This is a genomic window from Massilia sp. Mn16-1_5 (assembly GCF_004798585.1).
Classification (GTDB): Bacteria; Pseudomonadota; Gammaproteobacteria; order Burkholderiales; family Burkholderiaceae_D; genus Telluria.
On record NZ_PPXQ01000016.1, the window covers coordinates 14,163 to 26,692 of the forward strand.

Annotated in this window: 11 protein-coding genes; 6 read left to right on the top strand and 5 right to left on the bottom strand. The window is 65.8% G+C overall.

Going from position 1 to position 12,530, the window contains the following annotated elements; all coding sequences use genetic code 11:
* Positions 1 to 121: 121 nt before the first annotated feature.
* On the bottom strand, positions 122 to 1,135 hold the full coding sequence (locus C2862_RS18660; RefSeq protein WP_136221646.1) for a zinc-binding alcohol dehydrogenase family protein: 1,014 nt from the start codon (positions 1,133 to 1,135) through the stop codon (positions 122 to 124).
* A 99-nt stretch (positions 1,136 to 1,234) separates the two neighbouring features.
* Here C2862_RS18660 and C2862_RS18665 point away from each other — a divergent pair, with 99 nt between their 5' ends.
* From C2862_RS18665 to C2862_RS18685, 5 genes are all read left to right on the top strand, one after another.
* Complete coding sequence (locus C2862_RS18665; protein WP_136221647.1) at positions 1,235 to 2,122, top strand: LysR family transcriptional regulator; 888 nt, start codon at positions 1,235 to 1,237, stop codon at positions 2,120 to 2,122.
* A gap of 151 nt (positions 2,123 to 2,273) precedes the next feature.
* Positions 2,274 to 2,798, top strand: a complete 525-nt coding sequence (locus tag C2862_RS18670) for a (2Fe-2S)-binding protein (RefSeq protein WP_136221648.1) — start codon at positions 2,274 to 2,276, stop codon at positions 2,796 to 2,798.
* Positions 2,795 to 3,826 (top strand): xanthine dehydrogenase family protein subunit M, encoded by a 1,032-nt coding sequence (locus C2862_RS18675; protein WP_136221649.1) that lies wholly within the window; start codon positions 2,795 to 2,797, stop codon positions 3,824 to 3,826. The genes C2862_RS18670 and C2862_RS18675 overlap by 4 nt, the downstream gene beginning before the upstream one ends.
* On the top strand, positions 3,819 to 6,107 hold the full coding sequence (locus C2862_RS18680; protein WP_136221650.1) for a xanthine dehydrogenase family protein molybdopterin-binding subunit: 2,289 nt from the start codon (positions 3,819 to 3,821) through the stop codon (positions 6,105 to 6,107). The genes C2862_RS18675 and C2862_RS18680 overlap by 8 nt, the downstream gene beginning before the upstream one ends.
* Positions 6,104 to 7,255, top strand: coding sequence for a serine hydrolase (locus C2862_RS18685; RefSeq protein WP_229467511.1), 1,152 nt, complete (start codon positions 6,104 to 6,106; stop codon positions 7,253 to 7,255). Before C2862_RS18680 ends, C2862_RS18685 begins: the two co-directional genes overlap by 4 nt.
* A gap of 1 nt (position 7,256) precedes the next feature.
* Here C2862_RS18685 and C2862_RS18690 read toward each other — a convergent pair whose 3' ends face one another.
* Positions 7,257 to 8,156, bottom strand: coding sequence for a LysR family transcriptional regulator (locus tag C2862_RS18690; RefSeq protein ID WP_136221651.1), 900 nt, complete (start codon positions 8,154 to 8,156; stop codon positions 7,257 to 7,259).
* A gap of 105 nt (positions 8,157 to 8,261) precedes the next feature.
* Here C2862_RS18690 and C2862_RS18695 point away from each other — a divergent pair, with 105 nt between their 5' ends.
* Positions 8,262 to 9,002 carry an SDR family oxidoreductase gene (locus C2862_RS18695; protein WP_136221652.1) on the top strand — a complete coding sequence of 247 codons (741 nt, stop codon included), beginning with the start codon at positions 8,262 to 8,264 and terminating at the stop codon, positions 9,000 to 9,002.
* Between the two features lie 5 nt (positions 9,003 to 9,007).
* Here C2862_RS18695 and tssG read toward each other — a convergent pair whose 3' ends face one another.
* Genes tssG through tssE form a run of 3 tightly spaced genes read right to left on the bottom strand, consistent with a single transcriptional unit; the run spans position 9,008 to position 12,384 of the window.
* Positions 9,008 to 10,090, bottom strand: coding sequence for a type VI secretion system baseplate subunit TssG (gene tssG / locus C2862_RS18700; protein ID WP_136221653.1), 1,083 nt, complete (start codon positions 10,088 to 10,090; stop codon positions 9,008 to 9,010).
* Entirely contained in the window at positions 10,054 to 11,892 is a 1,839-nt protein-coding gene (tssF, locus tag C2862_RS18705) for a type VI secretion system baseplate subunit TssF (protein WP_136221654.1), read from the bottom strand. Before tssF ends, tssG begins: the two co-directional genes overlap by 37 nt.
* A 3-nt stretch (positions 11,893 to 11,895) precedes the next feature.
* A complete protein-coding gene (tssE, locus tag C2862_RS18710; RefSeq protein ID WP_136221655.1) occupies positions 11,896 to 12,384 on the bottom strand; it encodes a type VI secretion system baseplate subunit TssE in 489 nt (162 codons plus the stop codon).
* Between the last annotated feature and the right edge of the window lie 146 nt (positions 12,385 to 12,530).

Consider the following 12,530-nt stretch of genomic DNA (forward strand, 5'->3'; position numbering starts at 1 on the left):
AAACGATATGACCGATGTTTTGCTGCTTTTTTCGGCATCTTTTTAGTGGCTTAAAAAATGCCGAGAGACAATAAAAAAGCCCGAAAAATCGGGCTTTCGTTTCTAAAAGCTGTCCTTCTTTTTAAAAGCCTTCCAGAACCACCTTGCCGCTGGCCGCGCCGCTTTCGATAAAAGCGTGGGCCCGGCGTAGATTCGCCGCGTTGATCGTACCCATGTTCTGGGCCAGCGTCGTGCGGATGCGGCCGTCGTCGACCAGTTGCGCCACTTCGTTCAGCAAGCGGTGCTGGGCCTGCATGTCCGGGGTAGTGAACAGGGAGCGGGTAAACATCAGTTCCCAGTGCAGCGAGATGCTCTTGCGCTTCAGCAGGCGCACGTCGATCGGTTCCGGATCGTCGATCAGGGCGAGTTTTCCTTGCGGCTTGAGCGCATTCACGAGGGCCGCGAAATGTTTATCGGTATGGGTCAGGCTGGCTACGTAATGGACTTCGCCCAGGCCCGCGTCGCTCAATGCCTTGTCGATGGACACGCTGTGGTCGACCACATGGTGCGCACCGAAGATGCGTGCCCATTCGCGCGTTTCCGGACGCGAAGCGGTGCCGATCACGGTAATACCGGTCAGCTGGCGCGCCAGCTGCACCATGATCGACCCGACGCCGCCGGCGGCGCCCACCACCAGCAGTTTTTCGCCTTCATGGCCGCCCAGCTGCAGGCCGAGGCGGTCGAACAGCATTTCCCAGGCCGTGATTGCCGTCAGCGGCAGCGCCGCCGCCTCGGCGAAGCCGAGACTGGCCGGCATGCGGCCGACGATGCGCTCGTCGACCAGGTGCAGTTCGCTGTTGCTGCCGGGGCGGTGGATGGCGCCCGCATACCAAACCCGGTCGCCCGGGCGGAACAGCGTCACTTCGGGGCCGACAGCGCGCACGATGCCGCTCGCATCCCAGCCCAGCACTTTTGGTTCCGCTTGCGCCTGCGCCGGCAAGCCGCGGCGTACCTTGGTGTCGACCGGATTCACGGACACGGCGTGTACTTCGACCAGCAGGTCGTGACCGGTCGCGACAGGGTCAGGCAGCGTGATGTCCTGCAGGGCGAGTTCGTTATCCGCAGGCAGGGATGCGTAGGCGGCAATGGCTTTCATGATGGTCCTTTGTCAGTGTTGAATGAAGTTCAGTGTAGCGGCTCAGGATTGCGCTGATTAGACCTTATAATCCGGAAAGACTATCCAGCGGAGCGAACAATGAAACTCGATGCCATGGCCTTGTTCGCCCAGGTGGCGGCCAGCGGCAGTTTTACGCAGGCGGCGCAGATCGCCGGCGTTCCGAAATCGACGGTCAGCGCGCGCGTCGCCGAACTGGAAAGCGGACTCGGGGTGCGCCTGCTGCACCGGACCACACGCCGCCTCAGCCTCACCGCCGCCGGCCAGGTCTATCTAAGCCATTGCCAGGCCATGCTCGATGCCGCCAACGCAGCCGACGCGGCGATCTCTCGCCTGCGCGAAGAGCCGGCCGGCCACCTGCGCCTGACCGCTCCGGAAGCTTCCGGCATCCTGTTGCTGCCGCCCTTGCTGGCCGCTTTCCATGCGCGCCATCCGGCCGTCACCGTCGAATGCGTAATCACCGACGCCCACCTCGACCTGGTCGCCGAACGCATCGACCTGGCCCTGAGAACAGGCCAGCTGGCCGATTCCTCTTTCGTGTCGCGCCGCGTGGGGGCGGTACGCCGCGTGCTGGTCGCATCGAATACCTACCTGGCCACGCACGGCGCGCCCCAGCACCCGCTTGACTTGTCGCGCCATCGCCTGCTGCTGCACGACGTCTTGCCGCAATGGCCGCTGCATGCCGACGGCAAGGTGGTCCACTTGTCCGCCGCCGAATCTCCGCTGCGTGCCAACAACCTGAATACGCTGCGCGGCCTGGCGCTGGCCGGCGCCGGCATCGCCTTGCTGCCCTGGTTCATGGTGCGCGAGGCCCTGCTCGACGGCAGCCTGCAGCTGGTGTTGCCCTCGTACCCGCCCACCGACAACACGTATTACGCCGTCTATCCCGGCCGCAGCCACCGCCCCGCGGCCCTCAGCGCCTTGCTCGAATTTATCGATCAGTTCGGGCTGGCAAGCTATCTCGCCTGAGCTCTCGCTGCATGAATTAGCCGCAGCTAATTGTGCGCCGGTTAGCTGGTCCTTGCTACTAAGATGGTCGTAACGGAATGACAACCCATTCTGCGCTGCCTGCCGCCTGCGCCGGGACCGGCGCGTCCGAACCATCCAGAAAGGATCCACCATGACCGCTCCCGAGCGCTACCCGCTCACCCTGCGCATCAACGGCCAGGAACACGCAATGCAGATCGAAGCGTGGGTCACCCTGCTCGACCTGCTGCGCGAGCGCCTCGATCTCACCGGCTCGAAAAAGGGCTGCGACCACGGCCAGTGCGGCGCCTGCACCGTCCTCGTCGACGGCAAGCGCATCAACTCCTGCATGACCCTGGCCGTGATGCAGAACGGCCGCGAGATCACCACCATCGAAGGCCTCGCCGAAGAGGGCAAGCTGCACCCCCTGCAGCAAGCCTTCATCGACAACGATGCCTTCCAGTGCGGCTACTGCACCCCGGGCCAGATCTGCTCGGCGGTCGGCCTGATCAACGAAGGGCAGGCGAAAACCGTGGCCGACGTGCGCGAACTGATGAGCGGTAACGTCTGCCGCTGCGGCGCCTATCCGGGTATCCGCAAGGCCGTCTGCGCGGTGGCCGGCATCAAGGATGGCGACAATGCGGTGCACGCGATCGTGCCGGGAACGGTGCCGGCATGAACCCATTTACCTTTTCCCAAGCCGACAGCGCCGAGGCTGCGCTGTCCCAGGTGGCGCACAACGCCAGCTTCGCCGGCGAAGCCGTACGCTTCATTGCCGGCGGCACCAACCTGATCGACCTGATGAAAGAGGGCGTGATGGTCTCGAGCCGCCTGGTCGACATCAACCGCCTGCCGCTCGACGCCATCGAAGAAGAAGGCGACGGCCTGAAACTGGGCGCCACCGCGCGGAATGCCGATACCGCCTACCACCCGCTGGTGCGCGAGCGCTATCCGCTGCTCACCGCCGCGATCCTGGCCGGCGCCTCTCCCCAGCTGCGCAATATGGCGAGCAATGCCGGCAACCTGCTGCAGCGCACCCGCTGCTACTACTTTTACGACCTCGGCACGCCCTGCAACAAGCGCGATCCGGGCAGCGGCTGCTCGGCCATCGGCGGCGTGACGCGCCAGCACGCGATCCTCGGCGCCAGCCCGTACTGCATCGCGACCCACCAGTCCGACATGTGCGTGGCGCTGGCCGCATTGGAAGCGACGGTGCACGTGGAATCGGCGCGCGGCAAGCGAGAAATCCCCTTCGCCGAATTCCACCGCCTGCCCGACGACGCGCCGCAGTACGACACCGTGCTCGAAGCGGACGAGCTGATCACCCATATCTCGCTGCCCGACGCGCGTCGCTACGCGGCGCACTCGGCCTACATCAAGGTGCGCGAGCGCCTGTCCTACGCTTTTGCCCTGGTCTCGGTGGCGGCGGCGCTCGACATCGGTGCGGACGGCGTGATCCGCAGTGCGCGCATCGCGCTCGGCTCGGTCGCCCATAAACCCTGGCGCAAGCCGGAGGCCGAAGCGCTGCTGGAGGGGCAGAAGGAAGACCCGATGCTGTTCGGCCGCGTGGCGGACCTGCTGCTGGAGGGCGCCGTCGGCCAGGGCCACAACGATTTCAAGATAGGACTGGCGAGAAAAGCCATCGTGCGCGCGCTGCAGACCGCGGTGCGCGGCACCGTCACCAACACCGGAGAAGCGCATGACTGACCTGATCCAGGCCTTAAAAACACCCGTGGCCGAACCGGGTACCGGGGCGGTCGTCACCGGCACCGACGTCAAGCGCGTCGACGGCCGCGCCAAGGTCACGGGCGCCGCCCGCTACGCGGCCGAGCATCCGGCCGAGAACCTGCTGTACGGCGTGGTCGTCAGCGGCACCATCACCCGTGGCCGCATCCTCGACATCGACACCTTCGATGCGATGCAGATCGAGGGCGTGGTCGAGGTGATGAGCCACCTGAACCGGCCGAAGATGCGCTCCGTCGATCTCGCCTACAAGGACATGACGGCGCCGCCCGGCTCGCCCTTCCGGCCCTTCTACAACGAGCACATCATCTACAACGGCCAGCCGGTGGCGCTGGTGCTGGCCGAGAGCTTCGAAGCGGCGCGTCGCGCGGCGGCCCTGGTGCGCGTGCGCTACGAGGAAGCCGAATACGACACGCGCCTGACGGCCAACCTGGAGCGCGCCCACAAGCCGATCCCCCTGCGCGCCGGCTTCGAGCCGCCGCCGCCGGAAAAGGGCAATGCCGAGAAAGCCTTCCAGGCGGCGCCCGTCAAAATCGAGGCCGAGTTCCATCACGGCGTCGAGCATCATAATCCCCTGGAGCTGTTCGCATCGACCGTCATTCGTGGCGAGGACGGCCACCTGACGATCTACGACAAGACGCAGAGTTCGCAGAACAGCCGCTGGTACGTCTCGCACGTGTTCGGCCTCTCGAAGGACAAGGTCACGGTGCGCAACCCGTATGTGGGCGGCGCCTTCGGTTCCGGCCTGCGTCCACAATACCAGCTGCCCCTGGCGGTGATGGCGTCCCTGCATTTGAAACGTTCGGTGCGCGTGACGCTCACGCGCCAGCAGATGTTCAGCTTCGGCCACCGTCCCGAGACGGTGCAGTGGGTCAAACTGGCGGCCGAGCGCGACGGCACCTTGACCTCGATCCAGCACGAGGCGATCGGCGAAACCTCGCGCCTCGAGGATTACGTCGAAGTCGTCGTCAACTGGTCCGGCCTGCTCTACGCCTGCGACAACATCAAGCTCGGCTATAAACTGGTGAAACTCGACCAGTACACGCCGATGGACATGCGCGCGCCGGGCGCCGCGCACGGCATGCATGCGCTGGAAGTGGCGATGGACGAGCTGTCCTATGCGCTGAAAATGGACCCTTTGAGCCTGCGTCTGAAAAACTACGCCGAGCGTTCTCCGGTCGACGACAAGCCGTATTCGAGCAAGGAACTGCGCGCCTGTTATCAGCAAGGCGCCGAGAAATTCGGCTGGTCGCAGCGGCCGCTGGCGCCGCGTTCGCGCAAGGAGGGAGAGGAGTGGGTCGGCTGGGGCATGGCGACCGGCGCCTGGGATGCGCTGCAGATGTTCGCGCGTGCCAGCGCCGTGATGCATGCGGACGGTCGACTCGTGGTCTCGAGCGCGGCGACCGACATCGGCACCGGCACCTATACCGTGATGGCGATGATCGCGGCCGAGGCCATGGGCCTGCCGCTCGAACGCGTGACTTTTCAATTGGGCGACTCGACCCTGCCGGCCGCGCCGGTAGAGGGCGGCTCCTCGCACGTGACCACGGTCGGCTCGGCGGTCGCCGGCGTGTGCGACAAGCTGCGCCTGACCTTGTTGCGCCATGCGCAGTCCGACCCGGATTCGCCGTTCCGTAACAAGCGTTTAAAAGATGTCGAGTTCGCGGGCGGCGTAATGCGCCTGAAAAAGGACCCGGCCACCTTCATCGCCCTGAGCGCCATCGTGCGCCACGCGGGCCGCGAGCGGATCGAGGAAAAGTATTTGATGCTGCCGCAGATGCTCAAGCAGCGCAAATTCCGGCGCATGGTTCATTCCGCCGTCTTCGTCGAGGTGCGGGTCGACGAGGAACTCGGCATCGTGCGCGTGACGCGCGTGGTCAGCGCCATTGCGGCGGGCCGCATCATGAATACCAAGACGGCCGGCAGCCAGATCGTCGGCGGCGTGGTCTGGGGCATCAGCCAGGCGCTGCACGAGGAAAGCCATACCGACCACCGCTTCGGGCGCTTCATGAACCACAACCTGTCCGAATACCACGTGGCCGTGAATGCCGACATCCACGACATCGACGTCCTCTTCGTCGAAGAAGACGACCGCATCGTCAGCCGCCTGGGTGCCAAGGGCGTGGGCGAGATCGGCCTGGTGGGCGTGGCGGCGGCGGTCAGCAACGCGATCTACCACGCGACCGGTAAACGCATCCGCAGTACGCCGATCACGCCGGACAAGGTGCTGGCCGGCGGACCGTGAGCTTCTTGCGCAGCACCGTCGCAGCGCTGGCGGCGGCGACGCTGCTGGCGGCCTGCGCCCAGCTGGCGCCGCGCGCGCGGGTCCCGGACGACGCCGCGGTGTCGAATCTGATGGCGCGCGAAAAAGTGCAGGGGCTGGCGCTGGCCGTGATCGACCGCGGCGAGGTGGTCGAAGTGCGGACCTGGGGCTGGCGCAATGCCGAACAGCGCCAGCCGCTGCGCAGCGACAGCATCCTGTACGGCGCCTCGCTCACGAAAACCGCGTTCGCCTACCTGCTGCTGCAGCTGGCCGACGAGGGAAAACTCGACCTCGACGCGCCGCTCACTTCTCTTCTGCCGCGGCCCCTGCCCGACTACACCGGCAAGGACCAGGGCTATGCCGACCTGGCGCAGGACCCGCGCTGGCGCCTGCTGACGCCGCGCATCCTGCTCACCCACAGCGCCGGCTTCGCCAACTTCCGCTGGCTGGAACCGGACAAGCGCCTGCGCATCCATTTCACGCCCGGCACGCGCTACGCCTATTCCGGCGAAGGTTTTTATCTGCTGCAGCTGATCGTCGAGCAAGGGCTCGGGCTCGATGCGGGGAAGGAGATGCAGCGGCGCGTGTTCGACCGCCTCAAGATGCGCGACACCAGCATGATGTGGCGCGCCGACTTCGCCGGCCGCCTGGCCGACGGTTACGACCTGCAAGGCAAGCTGGAGCCGCACGACGAGCGCAGCCGGGTCAGCGCGGCCGGTTCGATGGACACGACGATCGCCGACCAGGCGCGCCTGTGGGCCGGCATCATGCGCGGCGAGGGCTTGTCCGCGCAGGCGCGCGCCGAATTGATCCGCGCCCAGCTGCCGATCCGCTCGGCGCACCAGTTCCCGACGCTGGCACCGGAGGCCGCCGTACCGGTGGCGGGTCTCGCGGCCGGACTGGGACTGGTGAGCTTCCGCGACCGCAGCGGCGCCGGCTGGTTCAAGGGCGGCCACAACGACACGACCGGTAACCTGGTGCTGTGCCTGGAAAACGGGCAGCGCTGCGTGGTGATGCTGGCGAACGACGTGCGCGCCGAGCGCATCTATCCGGAACTGGCGCGCCTGGTGCTGGGCGAGACCGACATGCCGTGGCAGTGGGAATATGGCTGGTACAAGGACCAACGCTGATTCACCAGGCGCCGGCCAGCGCCCGTTCGCACAGCCAGTCGACGAACACGCGCACGCGTGCCGACAACTGGCGGTTGCGGGCGTAGACGACCGATACCGGCAGCGGCGCCGCGCGATACGCGGGCAGCACCTCGACCAGTTCGCCCTGCGCCAGCAGTTGATCGACGCCATGGCGCGGCACCTGGACCAGGCCGAGGCCGGCCAGGCAGGCCGCCAGATAGGCGTCGCTGCTGCTCACCGAAATCAGGCTGCGCATTTTGAGACGCCGCGTCTCGCCGCGTTCGACGTATTCCCAGGCCAGGTCTCGTCCGGCGCGGCTGGAGAAGAAGCTGACGGCCAGGTGGTGCGCCAGATCGGCCAGCGTCTGTGGCGTGCCGTAGCGCGCGAGATAAGCGGGAGCAGCGACGTTCACCTGCTCCATGTCGCCGATGCGCCGTGCGATCAGGCTCGAATCGGCCAGCGGCCCGACGCGCACCGCGCAATCGACGCCCTCTCCCACCAGGTCGACGAAGCGGTCGCTGGCGGCCAGGCGCACCTGGATGTCCGGATACTGCGCGAAGAAGCCGGGCAGGGCCGGGATGATCGACAGGCGCGCGAGGCGCTCGGGCAGGTCGACCCGCACCACGCCGCGCGGTTTGGTGCGCGAACCCGTAAACAGGGCCTGGGCGTCTTCGATGTCGGCCAGCAGGCGCAGGCAGCGCTCCAGGTACAGGGTGCCGTCGTCGGTCAGCGTCACCTTTCGCGTGGTCCGGTGCAGCAGGCGCGTGCCGAGCTCGCGCTCGAGTTCCTGCACGATGTGGGTGACGGTGGCGGCCGGCAGGGATAGACGTTCGGCCGCCTTGCTGAAGCTGCCGAGGGTGGCGACCTGAGAAAACACACCCATGGCGCGCGCGATGTCCATGACTGGATTCTTTGGCTGAGTTGAATAATGAATTGATTTTAAGCCTATTTATCCAACAGGGAATAAGACCTAGACTGGCTCCCATCGATCACACAGGAGAACAACATGGCAAACGTCAAAGTGGCAATCGTCACCGGCGCCTCGCGCGGCATCGGCCGCGCCATCGCGCTGCGCCTGGCGCAGGAAGGGTTCGCGGTCGCCGTGAACTACGCCAGCCGGGCGCAGGATGCGCGGGAAGTGGTGGACGAAATCGAAAAAGCCGGCGGCCGCGCCGTCGCGCTGCAGGGCGACGTGGCGCAGGCGCCTGACTGCGCGCGCCTGTTCGACGAAACGGAACAGGCCTTCGGCGGCGTCGATGTCATCGTCAACAATGCCGGCGTGATCCAGCCCGGCACGACCATGATCGCCGATACCGACGACGCCCTGTACGAGAAGATCTTCGCCATCAACACGCGCGGCACGTTTAATATGCTGCGCCTGGCCGCCACGCGCCTGCGTTCGGGCGGACGCATTGTGAATTTTTCAACCAGCGCGATCGGCCTCGCCATGCCCGGCTACGCCGTGTACGGCGCGGCCAAGGCGGCGATCGAGACCATGACCAACATCTTCGCCAAGGAGATGCGCGGCAAGGGCATTTCCGTGAACGCCGTGGCGCCGGGACCGACGGCGACCGACCTGTTCCTGGACGGTAAACCGGCCGAGCTGGTCGAGCGCCTGGCGAAAGCGGCGCCACTGGAACGCTTGGGTACGCCGGAAGACATCGCACACACGGTGGCCTTCCTGGCCGGGCCGCAGGGGGAGTGGGTGAATGGACAGACGCTGCGGGTGAATGGCGGGATCGTATAAACCTGTCAGCCGATCCGGATGTCGTAGTGGACGTCGTTCCGATCCCATTCCGCGGGGCCGGCCACCAGATAGCTGTCCCAGCCCAGCCGCCCAAGTTCGCTCCCTTCGCACAGCGTGAGCGGCCGCACGTCGATTGCGCGCAGCACCAGTTCGATCTCGTATTCGAGACACAGTCCGGTGAACAGGGTCAATAAACTGGCCAGGGCGCGCGCCGCCAGGCCGCCCGGCAGGAAGGCCGTAAAACCGGCGTGGTCGAGCGGGCCGACGACCAGGCGCAGGCGCAGATCTCTCTGCCAGACGCGTTCGCCGGCAATCGCGCAGCTGCCGAGGGTGGCGCTGGCGCAGCCCAGGGTGCTTTGCTGCGCCGGCGGCACGGCGTACCAGGCGCCGACGAATTGTTCGACCTCGACCGGCTGGCCGAAATACTCGGACAGCACGCGCGCCATCTGGACCGCGGAAACGGGGCGCTGGCGGATCGCCGCGGCAAAGTAGGCGATCGATTCGTCGAGCACGGCGCCCTGATCGGCGTGGGCCAGGCGCCGGCGCAGCGCAGGCGGGCCGAGGCCGGCCAGGCCCAGCAGCAGCGGCAAAAAACTGTCCTTGCCGCTGCGCTCGTATTTCAGGTGCAGCCGGTACTTGCGCCAGGCTTCATAAAACAGCGCCAGCGAGCGGTTCGAAAAGCTGTCCAGAAAAGACCGCGGGCCTTCGTCCTTGTCGTTCGCCTGCTGCTCGGCCACGCGTTCCGTGTAATGCGGCGGCAAGATTCCCTGTCCGCCCAGCAGCCCCATGAAGGTCGGCGTGAGGCGCACCCATTTTAATGTGCCCTCCTGCAGGGCCGCGCCGAGCGCTGCGGCATCGGGCGCGACGGGCGGGTCGGGCTGGACCGCTTCCAGCTGGCTGGCCGGAAAGCGCAGCGAGGTTGAATTCTGAAAGCGCAGGAAATTGGCGACGGCATTTTGGTCCGGCGCGCCATGCTTGCGCAGCCACAGTTCCAGCATGCGCACCGCCTGGAAATACTCGAAGCGGTAGGGCTCGCGGAACAGGCGCTCGATTACAGCAGGCTCAAATCGCCGCTTTTCGCTGTGCATGTATAAATCTCTTCCCCGGTTTTCGCCGAGACGATCACCAGCTGCGTAAAACTGTTGGCGTGCACGTACAGGGCAAGAAAACGTTCGACGATGTGGGTAAAAGCGTGGATGCCGCTGCCGATGAAGGCTTCCTCATCGATGGCGAGGCGCACCTGCACCCCGCGCACCAGGCAGTTGAACGGATTACCGGCGAGCCAGGCGGTGGTCGGCTGCTGTTCGATGGAGACGATGCCGCCGATCTGGCGCTGCGAGGAGGGAGAACGCGGCAGGTCGTACAGCGCCAGCATCTCCCTGAACGCTTCCACGCCGCCCGCGCTGATCGACAGGTGATTCAATGACAGATGCGAAATCAGGCGCCAGTGCGCACTGCGGCCACTGGGAAAACGCCAGGAGTGAGAAGGTTTGCGCAAGAAGTGAATCGCGCGCACAGTCGAGCCGCCCTCGAGGAACAAATCGCCGCCGGCCTGGCCATAGCTCAGCTGCGAAGGCAGGTCGCGGTTCGAGCAGGTCAGTTCTAGATTGAGCGTGTCGGTTTCGACCGCGGCTGGATCGAAGTCGATATCGACGATGGCGATCTGCGTCTCGAAACCGGGGCTGCGTTCAGCCAGGGTTTCGTCGCGCCGCATCGCCCAGTAGTGGCCGTTCTGTTCGGCCGTCTGGGCGTGCTGCAAGGAGTAAAAGGGGCGAAATTGCACCACCGTTTCGCCCTGCGGGGTCTGGCGCACCAGGTTCACCGAATCGATCGATTGCACCTCGAAGGCATAGGCGCGGCGCGCATCGGCCAGCACCGGGTAGCTGGGCGTGGTGTGGGTCAGGCGGATCGGCTCGCCACGCTGGCGGAACAGGTTCACGACCGGCGTGCAGCCGAGCTGCAAATGCCTGGCCGACAGGGTGCCGAGCAGGCGCGCCATGTTCGAGTCGCTGCGGATGCCGGACAGGGCCAGGTGCAGGGTCACCGAGGCCGCGCCGGGAATGATGGCGCCCAGGGCGGCGAGGTCGATGTCGAAGAAATTGAATTTCTCGGGAAAGCAGAAATACTCGGTCAGCAGGCGGTAGGCGGCATGCGAGCGGGCCGGAAAATCGATCACGGATTCGTCTTCGCCAAAGCCGGCGGCGCGGATCGGAATGGCCGGCAGCGGCAGCCAGCGGCCGCACTCTCCTACTTCGACCCAGGCGCCGACGGTGCGCATGAACAGGGCGTCGCGCAGGGCCGCGCAGAACGAGGGTTCGCCATCGATGAAGACGCGCAGCAGGGGACAATCCAGCTTCTGGAAATCGAGCTGGCCGGCGCTGGCGGAGATGCTCAGGCTGATGCCGGCCGAGGCATTCGCCGGCGCCTCTACCCGCTCGGGCGCGCGCAGGATGTCGGAAAAGCTGACTTGACTGAAGGCCAGCGGAGCGATGGTGACCGGGTACACGGTGCGGAACGTGCAGGCGGCGCCGCGCACCGGACGCGTCGTCAACTGGGTGCCGCGCGCGATGCTGGCGGCCGCGCTTTGCTGGGCCGCGCCCGTGCAATCGAAGCGCGCGATCGAGCACGAGGGAAAGGGACGCAGGTAGTGCGGATACAGCACGTCGAACAGGGCTTCCGTGAATTCCGGATAGTCGTCGTCGAGGCGTTTGGCAATGCGCGCATTGAGCAGGGCGAAGGATTCGATCATGCGCTCGGTGTGCGGATCCTCGTACACTTCTCCGCTGATCAGGAGGCGGCCGGCGATCTTCGGATAGCGCTCGGCGAACTCGCGCAGGCTGCGCCGCAGGTAACCGAGCTCGCTTTCGTAATAGGGCAGTAATTGATCCACTGATCAGGCTCCCGCCGGCGCGGCGCGGCCGGCCTTGCTGATGCTGTAGCTGAGGGTCGAGGGCTGCAGGACGGCGTCGAAGTTCACGGGCTCCTGCAAGGCGCTGGCGACCAGCACCCCGGTAATCGAAAAATCCAGGCGGTTCACGGCGCCCGCGCGCATTTCCAGTGAGGCCTTGACCTTGCGCAGGCGCGGCTCATGATGAGAAATCGTCTTTTCGATGCAGGCGCAGATCAGGGCCCGGTCCGAGGGGCTCGACAGGGACAGCTCGGCGAAATCCTTCATGCCATAGCTGACGAGCGAACGGCTGCACTCCGGATAAGCCTTCAAAAAATCTTCCGGCAATACGGCGCGCGTGTTCAGCAGCGCTTCCAGGTCGCGCGCGACGGCGTCTTTCATCTCTTCCGCCGCAGAGCGGGGCGCGTGGCCCTGACTGGCGCGCGCGGGCACGCCGAGCAGGCGGTCGAACAGGCCTGGCGTAAAACGGGTCATCGGATGTCCTTGTCGAATGGCCGGTCAGCTCGGTAGTGTCACCGCGCAAACTTCGTCGAACCTTGAAGAAAGCTAAGGAAGCGTGATGGCGTTGTGCAAAGTCCACGTTTGAGACAACGCAAGTACGCGCCATCGGTGGCGGTCTA

Excerpts from the sequence above, each read along its gene's own strand:
- tssG (WP_136221653.1), bottom strand. The coding sequence starts at position 10,090 with ATGCACAGCGAAAAGCGGCGATTTGAGCCTGCTGTAATCGAGCGCCTG.
- C2862_RS18660 (WP_136221646.1), bottom strand. The coding sequence starts at position 1,135 with ATGAAAGCCATTGCCGCCTACGCATCCCTGCCTGCGGATAACGAACTC.
- tssE (WP_136221655.1), bottom strand. The coding sequence starts at position 12,384 with ATGACCCGTTTTACGCCAGGCCTGTTCGACCGCCTGCTCGGCGTGCCC.
- C2862_RS18670 (WP_136221648.1), top strand. The coding sequence starts at position 2,274 with ATGACCGCTCCCGAGCGCTACCCGCTCACCCTGCGCATCAACGGCCAG.
- C2862_RS18665 (WP_136221647.1), top strand. The coding sequence starts at position 1,235 with ATGAAACTCGATGCCATGGCCTTGTTCGCCCAGGTGGCGGCCAGCGGC.
- C2862_RS18680 (WP_136221650.1), top strand. The coding sequence starts at position 3,819 with ATGACTGACCTGATCCAGGCCTTAAAAACACCCGTGGCCGAACCGGGT.
- C2862_RS18695 (WP_136221652.1), top strand. The coding sequence starts at position 8,262 with ATGGCAAACGTCAAAGTGGCAATCGTCACCGGCGCCTCGCGCGGCATC.
- C2862_RS18675 (WP_136221649.1), top strand. The coding sequence starts at position 2,795 with ATGAACCCATTTACCTTTTCCCAAGCCGACAGCGCCGAGGCTGCGCTG.
- C2862_RS18690 (WP_136221651.1), bottom strand. The coding sequence starts at position 8,156 with ATGGACATCGCGCGCGCCATGGGTGTGTTTTCTCAGGTCGCCACCCTC.